13 protein-coding genes, 1 tRNA gene and 1 pseudogene are annotated in these 14,475 nt (G+C 45.7%); 5 read left to right on the forward strand and 10 right to left on the reverse strand.

Annotation, left to right across the window (positions count from 1 at the left end; genetic code table 11):
• Positions 1-134: 134 nt before the first annotated feature.
• From JGK07_RS29755 to alr, 4 genes are all read right to left on the reverse strand, one after another.
• Positions 135-223 (reverse strand) — tRNA-Ser (locus JGK07_RS29755).
• Positions 224-354: 131 nt separating this feature from the next.
• On the reverse strand, positions 355-1,482 hold the full coding sequence (locus JGK07_RS29760) for a patatin-like phospholipase family protein (RefSeq protein WP_293181642.1): 1,128 nt from the start codon (positions 1,480-1,482) through the stop codon (positions 355-357).
• A gap of 159 nt (positions 1,483-1,641) precedes the next feature.
• Positions 1,642-2,490: a mechanosensitive ion channel family protein gene (locus JGK07_RS29765; RefSeq protein ID WP_293193701.1), complete on the reverse strand. Its 849-nt coding sequence runs from the start codon at positions 2,488-2,490 to the stop codon at positions 1,642-1,644.
• Between the two features lie 225 nt (positions 2,491-2,715).
• Positions 2,716-3,918: an alanine racemase gene (gene alr / locus JGK07_RS29770; RefSeq protein ID WP_293193703.1), complete on the reverse strand. Its 1,203-nt coding sequence runs from the start codon at positions 3,916-3,918 to the stop codon at positions 2,716-2,718.
• A gap of 246 nt (positions 3,919-4,164) precedes the next feature.
• Here alr and JGK07_RS29775 point away from each other — a divergent pair, with 246 nt between their 5' ends.
• Complete coding sequence (locus JGK07_RS29775; protein ID WP_293193705.1) at positions 4,165-5,757, forward strand: peptidoglycan-binding protein; 1,593 nt, start codon at positions 4,165-4,167, stop codon at positions 5,755-5,757.
• A 386-nt stretch (positions 5,758-6,143) separates the two neighbouring features.
• On the opposite strand, the gene JGK07_RS29780 is transcribed toward JGK07_RS29775, so the two are convergent.
• The 6 genes and pseudogenes from JGK07_RS29780 to JGK07_RS29800 all read right to left on the reverse strand — a co-directional run bounded on the left by JGK07_RS29780 (position 6,144) and on the right by JGK07_RS29800 (position 9,943).
• The gene (locus JGK07_RS29780) at positions 6,144-7,160 is read right to left on the reverse strand and encodes an S-layer homology domain-containing protein (protein ID WP_293181650.1); all 1,017 of its coding nucleotides are present in this window, start codon (positions 7,158-7,160) and stop codon (positions 6,144-6,146) included.
• Positions 7,161-7,252: 92 nt separating this feature from the next.
• Positions 7,253-7,312, reverse strand: a pseudogene (locus tag JGK07_RS33340) (DUF3370 family protein); the annotation flags it as partial.
• Between the two features lie 225 nt (positions 7,313-7,537).
• The gene (locus JGK07_RS29785; RefSeq protein WP_293243347.1) at positions 7,538-8,428 is read right to left on the reverse strand and encodes a hypothetical protein; all 891 of its coding nucleotides are present in this window, start codon (positions 8,426-8,428) and stop codon (positions 7,538-7,540) included.
• Positions 8,429-8,524: 96 nt separating this feature from the next.
• Positions 8,525-9,130: a DUF1517 domain-containing protein gene (locus JGK07_RS29790; protein ID WP_293243350.1), complete on the reverse strand. Its 606-nt coding sequence runs from the start codon at positions 9,128-9,130 to the stop codon at positions 8,525-8,527.
• A gap of 27 nt (positions 9,131-9,157) precedes the next feature.
• Entirely contained in the window at positions 9,158-9,355 is a 198-nt protein-coding gene (locus JGK07_RS29795) for a hypothetical protein (protein ID WP_293181656.1), read from the reverse strand.
• 96 nt (positions 9,356-9,451) lie between these two features.
• Positions 9,452-9,943, reverse strand: a complete 492-nt coding sequence (locus JGK07_RS29800; RefSeq protein WP_293219012.1) for a hypothetical protein — start codon at positions 9,941-9,943, stop codon at positions 9,452-9,454.
• Between the two features lie 494 nt (positions 9,944-10,437).
• On the opposite strand from JGK07_RS29800, the gene rfbB reads away from it, so the two are divergent.
• From rfbB to JGK07_RS29820, 4 genes are all read left to right on the forward strand, one after another.
• Positions 10,438-11,544 carry a dTDP-glucose 4,6-dehydratase gene (gene rfbB, locus JGK07_RS29805; RefSeq protein ID WP_293219014.1) on the forward strand — a complete coding sequence of 369 codons (1,107 nt, stop codon included), beginning with the start codon at positions 10,438-10,440 and terminating at the stop codon, positions 11,542-11,544.
• Positions 11,545-11,799: 255 nt separating this feature from the next.
• The gene (gene crtA / locus JGK07_RS29810) at positions 11,800-12,642 is read left to right on the forward strand and encodes a cyanoexosortase A (RefSeq protein ID WP_293181662.1); all 843 of its coding nucleotides are present in this window, start codon (positions 11,800-11,802) and stop codon (positions 12,640-12,642) included.
• Positions 12,643-12,650: 8 nt separating this feature from the next.
• Positions 12,651-13,319, forward strand: a complete 669-nt coding sequence (locus JGK07_RS29815) for a cyanoexosortase A system-associated protein (protein ID WP_293193709.1) — start codon at positions 12,651-12,653, stop codon at positions 13,317-13,319.
• Positions 13,320-13,508: 189 nt separating this feature from the next.
• A complete protein-coding gene (locus tag JGK07_RS29820; RefSeq protein WP_293181666.1) occupies positions 13,509-14,186 on the forward strand; it encodes an HpsJ family protein in 678 nt (225 codons plus the stop codon).
• Positions 14,187-14,475: the final 289 nt, after the last annotated feature.

The following is a 14,475-nucleotide window of genomic DNA, read 5'->3' on the forward strand; positions in this document are numbered from 1 at the left end:
CCGGAGCGCTCAAGCGCAACTACGTACCTTTTTTGTCTGTCCTTTATGCTTTAGATTAGCAATTCCGGAGCGCTCAAGCGCAACTACGTACCTTTTTTGACTTTGAGTCGTTGCTAGGTAAGGAAGTTTTAGAACGGAGAGGGAGGGATTTGAACCCTCGAAGGATGTTAACACCCTTAACAGATTAGCAATCTGCCGCTTTCGACCACTCAGCCACCTCTCCAAGATGACAGTAACTTACTATAGCACACACATCCTATTCTTGCCAAGCCCTATTTTTAAAATTCCTCAAACCCTTAATCTGTATACGTTTTGTCGAAGGAGGAAGGGATATTTCCCCATTCTCCCCCTCTCCTATTCCCCAAAGCCCCTGGCCTTCAAGTGCTTTTCCCAGCTAAAATTGGAACTCAAAAAGAATCTCTTAGTAGACACATACCCCAATCGATATAGTTTAGCCTTGCGATCGCCATCAAGGTGAAAATCCGTCGTCGTTACCCCAGCTTCAGTCACATCAATATTAATAACTCGCCCTTTATCCATTTCCCGCTGGTGATAGCGGTCTCTTGCTTTCATCATCGTTCGGAACATCGCCGCCAGCATCGACAGCGGAGTGTTAATTTTAACTTGATTCTCAATGCCAGTATCGACCAATCGAAACCCAAAGGTAAACCAGCGGGGCATAGTGGGAGTCGAACCGACAGATTGTTTGTCATAAATCCACAGCGGGAAATTGCTCAGAATTCCGCCATCGACAATTAAGTCGTTGCCCAGTTTTCCCGGCTCAAAAAATAGCGGAATACTCATCGACAGCCGCACCGCTTCAGCTACGCTAAAGTCTTCGGGATTTTGGAGCCGCAACTGCTGGTACAAAGGATCGGAATCGGCAGAGTCTTGCCGCCGCAAGTCATCGGGAAGCACCAACATTTCACCGCGAGTTAGGTTGGATATTACTACTTTTAATTCCCGCTCTTTTACCAGTTGTTTGACATCGGCAAAAGTGTGCAAGTGACCTTTACCAAGTGTTGCTTCCAACCACTGCCGGAAAGGTTGTGCAGAATATTCTCCCATCTGGCGGCTAATTGTGAGGAAAAGTAGCGTCCAAGCTGGGGATTGCAAGTCGTCGGCGGGGTCGCCATTTAAAATTAGAGGACTGTTTTTTTGAGTTAAAAATAGGCTATAATCGAGCTGTCCTAACAACTCCTCCAAGTCGTCCATTGACAAGTCTGTTGCCAATACTGCCGCAGTAATTGCACCCGCAGAAGTACCGGCCAATTTTCGCCAGCGGATGCCCAAATCGTGGCAGCATCTGAGTGCGCCTAAAAATGCAAGTCCGCGCACGCCGCCGCCTTCAAAAATGGCGTCGGCATAGATTTGTTTTTTTTCGTCGGGAGGCGGAAATTTTTTGAGAATTGTTTCTTTCTCGGTGGCGGACATCCTGACACCGGGTTCTTGCAAAATTTGCTGGGGAGACCAATTACTCATTTTAGATTTGGGATTTTTAGATTTGGGATTTGGGATTTTTGATTAATACAGGAGATGCCAGCTTAATCAGCTATATATCAGAAACCTGGAAGTGCCAGCACGGGGGCAGTGCTCTACGAAAATCGTTTTTTTGTACTGCGTTTGTTTGAAAAGTGTTATTTATTGTTGTTGATTTTTGTGGGCATTCATGGCTTCTTTGACGTGTTCTTGAATTTGCGATCGCACTTGTTCGTAGGCCACCGACGCGCACCAGGGTCGCAGGGATAGAATAGTTGTATCAGGAGAGATCTCGATTACCAAACAAGTTGGGGGCGGATTTTCCAACACCAGCGGGTGAGAATGGGCAATTTCTAGTAACTCGGCCATCATCGGACGAATCGGCCGATCGCCAATATCAATTTTTAAGTCTACCCGCCTCGTACCCATCGCTGTGGTATTTTTCAGTGTACCGTTAAATAAATTATTATTCGGAACAATAATTTTTATGCGATCGTCCGTCACGACGGTTGTTGAAAAAATCCCGATGCTATCGACAACTCCCTTCACATCCGTAGCTTCGATCGCATCTCCGACCTCAAAAGGCCGTAAACTAATCAACATTACCCCAGCAGCAAAGTGCGATAGAGTATTTTGCCACGCCAAACCAATCGCCAAACCCGCCGCACCCACTACCGCCACCACGCTAGTAGTTTGAATTCCCAACTGACTCAAAGCCGCGACTGCGCCGACAATCAAAATCGCAATTTCGGCAGCTTGAACTAAGAATTTCCGCAGCGTGGGCTCGGTGCGGCCCAGAGCTCGACGAGTCACGTTACTCGCAAACCCGATCGCAAATCGCGTAATTAACAAAATGCCGATCGCCCACAGCACTTGAGGTACAATCTGAAACCCCAATTCTACGAATTTTTTGGAGAATTCTTGAGCTACTTGCATCGCCTGTATTCTCTCTGCATCTAGCTGCGCGGTGAAGGTTTGAGATATTAGTTTTACTGTGCGGAGCGTTGTCATATTAGTAATTGGTAATTGGTAATTGGTAATTGGTAATTGGTATAACTTATAATATAGTCCCGATCGCCATTGGGAGCATCTCAGTTGTGATGTTTTGATTTTATAGTGCTGTCCCCGCTCGCGATCTATAATCGCGAGCGGGGACAGCACTGTAAAGAAATTGCTTTTTTGCATTCATTGAGATGCTCCCTCGCCATCAACCTCTGCGATCGGTATTCCCGCTAGTTAACAGTTTACTGTAACGCGGGGCAATCGGTGTTTAAAACCGCACAAAATTTCCCAGGAAATAGTCCCTAAGATTTCTGCCCAATCGTCAGCAGTAATTTTATTTTCTCCATCATTCCCCAACAACGTCACCACTTCACCGACTTCTAAATCGGGAATATCGGTCACATCCAGCATTAATTGATCCATCGTCACGGCCCCGACTTGCGGCACAAATTTACCCCTAACTAAAACCTGCATTTTAGTAGAAAGATTGCGCGGAATCCCGTCTGCATAACCGATACCAACTACGGCAATCTGTGTCTCGCGCCCAGCAATAAATTTATAGCCATAACTGACGCCGGTGCCTGCTGCAATTGTTTTCACCTGCGTTACTCGGGCTTTGACCTGCATTGCGGGCTGCAAAGAAGCGATCGCCTGCAAGTGAGGAGCAGGATAAAGACCGTAGGTAGCCAAACCCGCTCGTACTAAATCGTAGTGCAAATCGGGGTCTGTGAGGGCGGCAGCAGAGTTTGCCAAGTGCAGGCGACAGGGGTTAATTCCTGCTGCTTGGATTTGGGCGATCGCCTTTTTGAACCGTTGCTGTTGCTCTCTCATCACGGCGCGATCGGGACTGTCGGCTGTCGCCAAGTGAGAGTAAATGCTGGCTAATTTTAAATTTGGCAAACCATTGACTAATTGCACAAATTCTGTTGCGTCTTGCCAAGAAGTACCCAAGCGAGACATTCCCGTATCTAACTTAGCGTGAACGGGCAAAGATTGGTTGAGACTGACGAGAACTTCCGAAAAAATTAGGGCTTGTTTGGCAGTACAAATAGTAGGTTGCAAGTGCCATTGGGCGATCGCCTTTACCTGTGCCGGTGTATTGGTTGCCCCCAACAGCAAAATCGGTGCTTCTATCCCAGCTTCCCGCAATTCTATGCCTTCGGGAATTGTCGCCACTCCCAGCCAACTAGCGCCTGCTTGCAATGCAGTTTGACTAACTGCGATCGCACCGTGTCCGTAAGCATCCGCTTTCACAACTGCCATCAGTTCTGTGTTGGGAGATAATAGATGCTTAAGCTGTTTTACATTGTGAGTTAAAGCTGCTAAATCTATTTCTACCCAAGCCCGCTGGCAAAGTCCGCCGTCACCGTCCCACAGCACCGTCTGGCGGGATTTTTGGGTTGTCGATCCTGCGGCCGTTTGTTCCTCACTCAACATTGTCGATCGCTCCTACTTGCTGGCACCATTAAAAACTGCTTGGAGATTGCACCCTCGGTGTAATTATAATTAAATTTTCGTTTTAATCAATGTGTTATACCGGTTAACAAAAATCCTGCAACACTAGACCAGAGCCAAACCGTTATATCATCAGTGATTGCCAAATCTCAAATCCAAAATCTCAAATCTAAAATCTAAAATGGTATTAGCTGGTGTATCATAGCATCAAAAATACCCGTAAAAACTATGGACGGATTGGCTTACCTGCATTTAGCTGAAACTTGGCAAACGCCCCCAGCTCAAACTCGATCGCCCAACTCCAAAACGCACCTAAATTTAGCTGCAACTCCTTTACTCTTCTTTACAATCTCTCTCGCAATTTTAAATTTAGTCTATCCCGCCCTCGCCATCAGAATGACAAAAGGCGATTCAGGCCCGGAAGTTGTCGAAATACAGAAAACTCTGCAAGCATCAGGACATTTTGGCGGTAGGGCTACAGGATTTTACGGTTCCGTAACCCAGGCTGCGGTGAAAAAGTTCCAAGCAGACAACAAGCTGAAAGTTGACGGAATAATCGGCCCTCAAACCTTGTCAGCCCTCAAAGGCAAGTCGCCAGCCGCCAGCGCTGACAAGGAATCTGCGGAAAAAACAGCGTCAAAAGTCGATCGACCTTCGCCATCTCCTACCCCCACAGAAAACAGCAACCAACTCGAAGATCCAACTAAAAATCAGCCCAAACAGCCTCTTTTTGAAGAACCATTTTTACCACCATTTAAAACAGAAACTGCTGCGCCAACCTCCGACAAAAAAGAAAATGAATTACCCGGCAAAAGGCTTGCAAACACCGAAGGAAAAATGACTTTGAAAAAAACTATTTACGGCAAAATATCGCCGAAATCAATAGTTTATTCGGGAGACGGTTTATTTTTTGCTCAAAACATGATGTACAGCCACAGCATCACCGTTTACAATAGGAAATTTAAATTAGTCAAGACTATTTCCGATACAGTAAACTTGTCAAAATTTGGCTTTTCTAAATTCAAAGGCAATTACAAAGGTTCTCCCGTAGAAGCCGCCTTTTCAACAGATGGTAAATATGGCTATGTATCGAACTATCAAATGTACGGTTCTGGGTTTGACAATCCCGGGAGCGATAGGTGTTCTCCATCAGCCAAACACGACCAAAGTTTCCTGTACCGCATCAACACCCAAACGTTGAAAATAGAAAAGATAATTCCTGTAGGTGCGGTTCCGAAATTTAATGCTGTTTCGCCTGACAATCGCTTCGTACTCGCGAGCAATTGGTGTACTTGGGATTTGAGCGTAGTTGATATCAATAAAAATCGCGAAGTCGAGCGGGTAAAACTGGGTGCATATCCTCGGGGTATTGTGGTTACTCCCGATTCAAAAAATGCCTATATTGCCGTCATGGGTTCTTCCGATATTGCGAAAGTAAATCTCCTAGACTTTTCGGTAGAATGGTTGAGAAATATTGGTAATGCGCCGCGTCATTTGACGATAGATCCCAATGGCAAGTATATGTATGCCACTTTGAACGGTGAAGGGAATGTGGCAAAGATCGATTTGGCAACTGGTGAAGTGATAGATAAGGTTTCGACTGGAAATGCACCTCGCAGCATGACGATTTCTGGTGACGGCAAACTGATTTATGTGGTTAACTATTCATCGAATACTGTTAGCAAAGTGAGGACTAGCGACCTGAAAGTGCTGCAAACAGTTAATGTTAATTCAAGTCCGATCGGGATTACTTACGATCCGGAAACTAATCAGGTTTGGGTTGCTTGTTATTCTGGCAGCATTATGGTGTTCCAAGATTAATCTACCAGGTTCGTAGTGAGGACTTCAGTCCGCAGAACAATCTGGAAAAAGGACTTGCATTCCCTACTACAAACCAGGTTCGTAGTGAGGACTTCAGTCCGCAGGAAATCGGGAGCATATCATTCTGGTAAAAAGCATTTTTTCTTTGAATGCGAGCTTAAGAGCTCGCGTATTGTACAATACGCGAGCGGGGACAGCACTACAAATGCAAAACTGAGATGCTCCCGGAAAATCTGGAAAAAGGACTTGCATTCCCTACTACAAACCAGTTTCGTAGTGAGGACTTCAGTCCTCGGGAAAGACAAAAAAAAGGACTGAAGTCCTTACTACAAACAATAACGATTAAATCCGATTCTGGGGCGTTGGTTCGACTGCACCCAAAAATCTTATTTCGATGGCTTTACAGGCTTCATAACATAGTCAGAAGGCTTAACAGGAACCTTACCTTGTTTCGCCATCGCTTCGTAAATCATGGCTGCTACTTCCGCACGAGTTGCTATTTTATTAGGCTGCAAAAGAGTGGGTTTCGGATTGTTGACAACAATGCCAGCTTCCGTGGCTGCTGCTACTTTGTTGACTGCCCATTTCGGCACTTTTTTCCTGTCTGTATAAACTTGTAATGTTCTGCTGGCTTTCGCTGACGGTTTCAGGTTTAAACCGCTAGCTAAAGCTGCGATGACTTCCACGCGCGGGACTTCTTTATCGGGACGGAAGGCATTGTCTGGGTATCCTTTAAGATATCCAGTTTTGACGCTGTGGTCGATCGCCCCAGCGATCGGACTGTTATTCTTCACGTCTTTAAAATTAATCGGTTTGCGGCGCGGTTCTTTGTCCGACATTCCCTGAATTAAGCGCGCTAGTTCCGATCGCGTAATCGGTTCGTCTGGCCGAAACTTGTTGTCCGTGAAATCAGCAAAAAATTGCCGATCGGCTAAAGCTACAATGAATGGACGCGCCCAATATTTGTCAGGAACATCGGAGAATTTAACGGGCCCGGCTTTTGGTTTAGCCGCTTTCGGTTTGGTAATGACTGGAGGGACAGCCTCGCGCTCACTTGGCGTTTCGGGAACAACAACCGTCCCCATAGGAGGAACTACTGGAAAAAGTGGCCCTACAGGTGCCACAGGGACGACATCAGGTTGCGAGGGAAGGATCGTTCTAGCGGGCGATCGCACTTCGGGAATCGCCTCCGGTGGCGTTAATATTGTAGAGTTCCCAGGCTCAGCAGCAGGTTGAGAAAAAACGGCTGGAAATTGCCAACTTCTGGCATTCAATCGATCGGGATTTCTGCCTGTTACCCAAAAGAAAATTGCTCCCATCGTGCCGAAAGCAACGACTATCGCAATTAATTCATCAAATCCTAAAGGTTTTCTTTTCCCTGACGGGGGTTGTGAAGAAGACATACTTGTCACCTACATATCAATAAAGCAATTAAATCACATATTTTTTGAGTCTGCCAGAGGCAGAGATCGCTCCCATCAACTATTCCAAACAACTATTCCAAAGTTTTCACCGTCAACACCTGCGGTGGCGTAGCATCGGGAGGATAGATAAAAGTTGGCTACAAGCTAAACTAAAATTTGGCTACAGTCTCAATCTAAGTTATTCATATTTCTGGACGCAACTATCACAATAGTTAAAGATTTTTTAGGTATGTAGTTGCGCTTGGGCGCTCTTTCCGAGATTTAAAGAGCGCCCAAGCGCAACTACATACCTTTTTTAAGGTGCAGGAATGATTCAGCAATTGTGCGATCGCCACGGATGTTTGCAATCTCTTTGATCAGCGCCTTCTGCCGCTTCCGAAAGAACGATTGCGACTCGGTTGGCGAGAACTCCTCCCGCTACCAAAACTAGGACTGCGCCTGTTTTGATTTTGACCGGGCTGCGATCGCCTCAAATCGCTGCCGCCGTAACCAGAACCAGTCGATCGATTGGCCCCTGGCTGTGCTGGGCGTCTTACTGGCACGTTCGATGTGGGCGATCGCAAGCGGCCGGTCGTCCTTAAAACTTGACGGTTTCTCACAGCCGGAGGCGGCGCTTGGTAGCGAGTTTGATATTGGTTCACAGCTTGCCCGTAAGTATTGCCGTACCCGCCATATCCTGTCATAATTCCTGGCTGATAGAATGGCGGCATATAATATCGCGGTGTAAATAACAAACTGCCGATCGCCTGACCCGCCAAAGCCCCTGCAAACGGCGCCCAGAAGCCTGATTGCTGCCGAACTACCACCATTTCCTGCTGACCTGTTTGAGAATTGTTAACAGTTTCAGTAACGTTGTGAACGTACTCAATTTTAAAATCTTCTGTCAAATGCAAGCTCGCTTTATTGTTATCCAGACTTAGATAACTTTTCTTCCCTGCCGATATTTCTTCCTCCGTTAATCGAGCCATTTGCAAATCGGTAGTGCGGTAAACTGGGGTACTGCCGGGGGGAGTATTTAGCAACATCAAACTGTATTCGCCATCCGAATCGTCGTAGGTAGCTTGCTGTACGGGATATTGACCTTGAGCCAAGTTATTGTTTGGTGCAGGACGCACCGTGTTTACATTCCTATTTGCAGCAGGATTTGCAGGAGCATTTACAGGAGTTTCTGGCGTAGGAGAACCGCAGGCAGTTGCCGTCCACAAGAAAGTTAAAGTCATTAAATAAATTGTCAGTTTTCGCAGCATAAATAATATTTGGTAATTGGTAATTGGGCATGGGCATGGATTATTATAATAACCAACAAATAACCACTGACTAATAACTAATGACTAATGACTTCCTTAAAGGGGAATGAGTTCGGGGAAATTTACCAAAACTTGGTCGTTAGTAAGTTCGTCTCCCAACTGCGCGGGAGAAAAGTGAACTTGCACAGCTCGCAGCCTTTCTTGGTAATGTAAATTAATCAGTGCTTTTAAACCGACTTTCAGGGCGCCGATATCAGCGAGGTCAGTTTCGAGAGCCGGAACTTCGCCTTCATAGGCGACTGTCAGCATCACCACCACATTTCTAGTTACTGGCAAAGACAAGGGGGAATTTTTATCGGAAACAGAAGTGCTGTATTGAGGCTCGCTGAGATAGCGATCGGCTGAATCAGTGAAAATTTCATCCACATAATCGCCTGTTTCGCCTTCATCCCAAAAAACATCGCCTTCATTAGCCGCTGCTTGCCAGTAGTTGTCATACTGCAACAGGTGATTGCAAATTTCAACCAGCCCTTCTCCTAAAATTGCTAAGTCACCATCGCCATTAATTCCTTCTCTGGCGGTGCGGTTGAGAACTCCTAACAGCGGTGCAACTTCTTCGCCTGTTAGCTGAACGAACACGCGGCAAACTGCCAGTCTAGTTTTACCTGTAAATTGATTGAATCGATCGCGCCAAGCATTCATAAAAACCTATAGTTGTCATCTGTAGGGCTATATTTTAAACCGTAGCAGGCGATTGGAACTTTTGCCGTCTACCCTCAGATTGATCTGAAGAGTATTTTTAGCGATCGCCAAAGGTAGCGTGCTGTCTTGCTTTGAGTCATCTAAATTTATAGCATTTTTGAATCCGACGATCGAATTGCGCGCTCTCGATCGATCTGCGATCGGAAAGCTGTGTTTCGATCGCAATTACAGGAAATTGTCGCGTGGATAATTTAAACTCAAAAAACCTCCAACCGAGATCGATTGGAGGTACGCGCGAGCGAATACTTTGGTTTGATATAATTATTTGACGATCGCACTTTCGACTGGCTCGATCGCACTTTCCGAACTCACCTCGGCAACTTGCGCTACGGGCAAATCCAGCTCGCCGCCCGGAGCTTCCGGGTGTTCGCGAACGCCTGCAACCGCATCTGCTGGCTCAGCTAAACCTGCATCTGCGATCGGATCTAGCGACTCTTCAAAAACTTCAAAATTATCGCTCATCGCATCGCAAGCAGCAGAGGCGCGCTGACCGGCGCGGTAGCTCATGTAGGCCGCACCTCCACCCAAAATCCCAGCCAAGCCTAGGAAACCGAGAGCTACTGTTTTGTTGGATTTCCACGGATTCATTCGATCCGAGCCGCCGGAACCCACGATTGTTGGCCCAGAACCAGATTGAGCAGCCCCAGATTTTTTGTAGGAACAGGGGAAAGCAGATGCAGGGTCACCTATGGCGATGCTGCTCGCGATCGCAACGGTGGAAGCAATGCCAGCTAACACTTGAAACTTCTTCATGGTGCTCTGGAGATTGTAAAGGATAATTAAAAAATAAATGGTAACAGCTCTTTACAAATCTATCAACAGGCGATCGCCACCAAAATCACAGATCGATCGCAACTGCCAACATCTCCCCATCGCCATTGAAATTTAAAGTTGCCAGGTAAAAAAGCTGAAACCACTGTTTAGCAAGCGTTTTGACAAACAAACCGTTATAAATTAAAGTCAACCGAGTCAATATTGCGATCGCGCCCAAATTAGAAAATCTGAAGTGATATCGTTTCCGGTTGCATCGGAATTATTAACGGAAATTAGGACACGGCACTGCCGTCTCCCTACGATTAATCACGGTAGGGACACGGCACTGCCGTCTCCTCTATATCATAAGGAGTGCAACCGGAAATGATATGAGACCATAGAAATTTTAATCACAGGGCGACCCACACTTGATGAAAAACTACTTTTAAGGCTACTTTTGAAAAGGCTTAGTTATTGGAAAAACTTTTATTTTTATGACAAACAGCGGGAATCAAGGCATGGAGCGAGATCCTCATCGATTGTTGGTGACGGGCGGGGCTGGATTTATCGGCTCGAATTTTGTGCATCACTGGTGCAGCAGCTATCCGGGCGATCGAGTAGTCGTACTCGACGCTTTAACCTACGCCGGCAACAGACAAACCCTGGCAAGTTTGGAAGGCGGAGAAAATTTTCGGTTTGTGCAGGGAGATATTTGCGATCGTACCCTAGTCGATACCTTGCTGAAAGAAGAAAACATCAACACAGTCGCTCACTTTGCCGCAGAATCTCACGTTGACCGATCGATTATCGGGCCTGGCGCCTTCGTTCAAACCAACGTAGTCGGCACCTTCACACTCTTAGAAGCCTTCCGCAAGCATTGGGAAGCAATTGATGATTCGTCTGTGAAATCACAAATGCGCTTCCTCCACGTTTCTACCGACGAAGTTTACGGCAGTCTCGGCCCCGACGACCCAGCATTTACCGAAACAACCGCCTACTCCCCCAACAGTCCCTACTCAGCCTCCAAAGCTGGCAGCGACCACCTCGCCCGCGCCTATTTCCACACCTACGGGCTGCCGACAATTATCACCAACTGTTCCAACAATTACGGCCCCTATCACTTCCCCGAAAAGCTGATTCCATTAATGTGCATCAATATGCTATTGGGCAAACCGCTGCCAGTATACGGCGACGGTCAAAACGTGCGAGATTGGCTGTTCGTGCTCGACCACTGCCGCGCTTTAGATGCCGTTATCCACCGCGGCCAACCAGGGGAAACCTACAATGTTGGCGGCAACAACGAGGTCAAAAATCTCGATTTAGTCAAAATGCTGTGCCAGCTAATGGACGAATTAGCTGGTGATTTGCCCGCACGTCCTTGCGAACAACTGATCTCATTTGTCAAAGATAGAGCCGGGCACGATCGGCGTTATGCTATTGATGCCAACAAAATTAAAACAGAGTTAGGTTGGACTCCCTCAGTCACAGTTGAAGAAGGTTTGCGGCAGACCGTGGAATGGTACTTAGCCCATCGCGAGTGGTGGGAACCCCTGCTTTCCGAGGAATATCAAACTTACTACAGCAAGATATACGCTAATTAGTTATTGGTTATTCGTTATTGGTTATTCGTTATTAGTTATTAAAACCAGTAATTAACACCTAATACTTAACAACTAACAAATAACGACCAACAATGACTTTTGCATTTATCACATACATTGACAATTGTCAATGTATGTGAAGATTTAGTTAAACTTCATCCATAGCCCATAAAACCAACTGTTTGTAGCTGATAATTTCAAAAGAGCGATCGAATTAAGCATTTTAAAATTTTTTAGTAAAAACAGAAAGCAGCAATGACCGAAATCAACTGGCTAAAACACATCCAAGAACCGAAATACTGGCTGTTAGGCATCGCCTCCGGTTTGATTGCCGTGCAACTGACTCTGACTTCCAGAACCAACGACACAGACCTATTTGGCACAATGTTACTGTTTTGGGGAGTTGTAGCATTTCTCATTTGGGAAAGGCACGAATCCTTAACCTTTGAAAGTGGAATTTTCGCCAGTTTCTTTGGGGCATCGTTAATTGCTTTCATCTTGCTCAAAAGTTCTTCGATATTTGGATACGACTTTTTTATCAGGGCTTCGCCTTTCTTGACAGGAATAAGTCTGGCCTTGCTAGCTTCCGGCACAAAAGGACTGAAACAATATTCGCAGGAACTGCTAATTCTTGCCTATACAGCTATTCCTCCCGGATTAATCGGAGTATTTGTTGATGTAGCTCTATACACAGCAAAAGTTTCAACTTTTATCCTGCACTATATAGGATTTGAAGTTCAACGCAAAGGAGTTTTTCTCATCCTAGAAAAGGGCAGCGTCGAAGTATATCACGGCTGTTCGGGGGTGAATGCAATTCTACAATTGTTAGGACTAGCCCTGGTTTTCTTGCTGATGTTTCCGACAACTGTGGGGCAGAAAATTCTAGTGCCGATCGTTGCAGTCCTGATTGCATTTGTAGTTAATGCCGCCCGAGTTTCTCTCATGGCAGTGCTAGTATCGTTATCTCAACCCCAAGCATTTAAATACTGGCACGAAGGAAATGGTTCGGTAGTCTTTTCGATGATTGCTGTATTAATTTTCGGGTTATTCTGCTGGTTTGCCATCTTAAAAAACGAACCACAAAATCAGGAGCAATAAAATTAATAATGGCTATTACCTATTGGAAACCAGTTAGGATTTCTCTTTTGGCTGTTACTCTTGCAGGGGTTTTATTAGTCGCAGGCAAATTGACATTCTATCCCTCGAAAGGCAATAATTCTGCAACCCAGTTTGACTTTCCCTCTACGGTGCCTCTAGCAGAGTGGAAACTACAAAACAGCGCGCCGCTGAAAATTAGCGATACTTCAGAAGTCAAGGCTGCCAGAAAGTATGAATATCAAAAAAGTAACATTGCTCTAGAAATAGAGATGCGCTATGTGGTAGGCACCATCGGGGATGTGGAAAGTATGATGAAGGGACATACTATTCTGAAGTCGTCTCCTGGTAAACTAACATTAGCAAACACTCAAGGCGCGGGGTTTCACGGAATTTTGCAACAGCAAAATCGATTGTATTTGAGTTCGTGTATCAATCCTCGCGGCAGTGCTACAGTCACTGCCGAACAGTTTAGATACAATCGCAACACTCGCGATTGGCAGCCAAACCGGGTTTTGTTTTGGCTGTTGGGTAGGGGAAATATTCAAGATCGGCGATGTTTGTGGACTCAGATGTCTGTGCCTTTGGATAAAACAACTCCAGAAAATGCCCAAAAAGTGTTAGAAAATGCTTGGGTTTCTTGGTATGGGTGGTGGCAGCCGCGATTTCCCGAACCTTAAGTCAGTCGATTTTAGATTTTAGATTTTAGATTTTAGATTTTAGATTTTAGATTTACAATAGCAGATGAATCTAGGAACTCTAACTTTGGTCTAAAATGTGGAGACTCGACTACTTCAATCTGTAGCTTGTATCCGTTTTTTAGCGGATCGAGAGAGATTGTTTTTGTTAACAACAACTGTGATGATGTTATGAATGACGTACAAGGCGAGCAAGGTTTTTCTATCTACAGGTTGCGTTGGATTGGCTACGGTCTATTAATTCTATCTTTATTAGATACGATCGCAGTTTTGATACCAGCAAATTTTGGCAATCGCGTCTGGGAATTGCAGACAATTGGCGCTGTAGTGGAACGGGTGCCAGTTCCTCTATTGGCAATGGCGCTGATATTTTTTGGCGAAGGATATGACCGCAGAAGTTTGGAAAACATTCTTTTGAAAGTTTTGTCTTGGGTTTGTCTGCTGCTGGCGGTGATTTTTCTGTTGATGATGCCCTTGGGAATTTTTGGCACTATCTATGTCAACAACCAAAACGACAAGCAAATTACTACTCAAGCCGACCAACAATTAGCTCAATTGCAGCAAGTAGAAGAACGGCTGAATAAGGGTACTCCTGAAGATTTAAAGACTTTGGCTGGGGAACTTAGCCGTTTGGGAGTGCAAGCGAATACGCAAAACCCGCAGGAATTGAAAAGCCAAATTCTTTCGAGAATTACTCCGGCTAAGGAACGCTTGCAGGCGCAAAGGGCCACGGTGCAGTCAAATCAGCGCATGGGGTTATTTAAAAATGCTGTTAAGTGGCTGCTGGGCGCGTTGATTTCTAGCGTCTTGTTTTTCACGATATGGCGCGGTACTGACTGGGCTAGGTAGTAAGTATTGGTCTCAACTTAAGTCTGAAACGATTGAATCATCTCGCTTTTATCCGAGTCCACATTCCCCTCGCATCCCCCTTCTGAAGCAGGGTGGTTTTATTGTCCCAGACGCGAGCCACTCTTTGACCCTGCTAAATCCCGTTTAAGAAGGGGGACTTTGCTCGGATACTTGTCCCCACCTTTTTTAAGGGGGCTAGAAACTGTAACTTGATTCTTGGACAAATCTACCCATTGTTGCTCAATTGTGGGTAGCTTTTTCACTCGCAAGTTCTGCTAAGGTTGGAATA

The organism is Microcoleus sp. PH2017_24_DOB_U_A (genome assembly GCF_020738205.1).
Lineage (GTDB): Bacteria > Cyanobacteriota > Cyanobacteriia > Cyanobacteriales > Microcoleaceae > Microcoleus.

What these genes read in the sequence shown, in the direction of transcription:
- crtA (WP_293181662.1), top strand. Translation starts at nt 11,800, where the DNA reads ATGACCGAAATCAACTGGCTAAAACACATCCAAGAACCGAAATACTGG.
- JGK07_RS29815 (WP_293193709.1), top strand. Translation starts at nt 12,651, where the DNA reads ATGGCTATTACCTATTGGAAACCAGTTAGGATTTCTCTTTTGGCTGTT.
- alr (WP_293193703.1), bottom strand. Translation starts at nt 3,918, where the DNA reads ATGTTGAGTGAGGAACAAACGGCCGCAGGATCGACAACCCAAAAATCC.
- JGK07_RS29800 (WP_293219012.1), bottom strand. Translation starts at nt 9,943, where the DNA reads ATGAAGAAGTTTCAAGTGTTAGCTGGCATTGCTTCCACCGTTGCGATC.
- JGK07_RS29780 (WP_293181650.1), bottom strand. Translation starts at nt 7,160, where the DNA reads ATGTCTTCTTCACAACCCCCGTCAGGGAAAAGAAAACCTTTAGGATTT.
- JGK07_RS29775 (WP_293193705.1), top strand. Translation starts at nt 4,165, where the DNA reads ATGGACGGATTGGCTTACCTGCATTTAGCTGAAACTTGGCAAACGCCC.
- rfbB (WP_293219014.1), top strand. Translation starts at nt 10,438, where the DNA reads ATGACAAACAGCGGGAATCAAGGCATGGAGCGAGATCCTCATCGATTG.
- JGK07_RS29765 (WP_293193701.1), bottom strand. Translation starts at nt 2,490, where the DNA reads ATGACAACGCTCCGCACAGTAAAACTAATATCTCAAACCTTCACCGCG.
- JGK07_RS29820 (WP_293181666.1), top strand. Translation starts at nt 13,509, where the DNA reads ATGAATGACGTACAAGGCGAGCAAGGTTTTTCTATCTACAGGTTGCGT.
- JGK07_RS29790 (WP_293243350.1), bottom strand. Translation starts at nt 9,130, where the DNA reads ATGAATGCTTGGCGCGATCGATTCAATCAATTTACAGGTAAAACTAGA.
- JGK07_RS29785 (WP_293243347.1), bottom strand. Translation starts at nt 8,428, where the DNA reads ATGCTGCGAAAACTGACAATTTATTTAATGACTTTAACTTTCTTGTGG.
- JGK07_RS29760 (WP_293181642.1), bottom strand. Translation starts at nt 1,482, where the DNA reads ATGAGTAATTGGTCTCCCCAGCAAATTTTGCAAGAACCCGGTGTCAGG.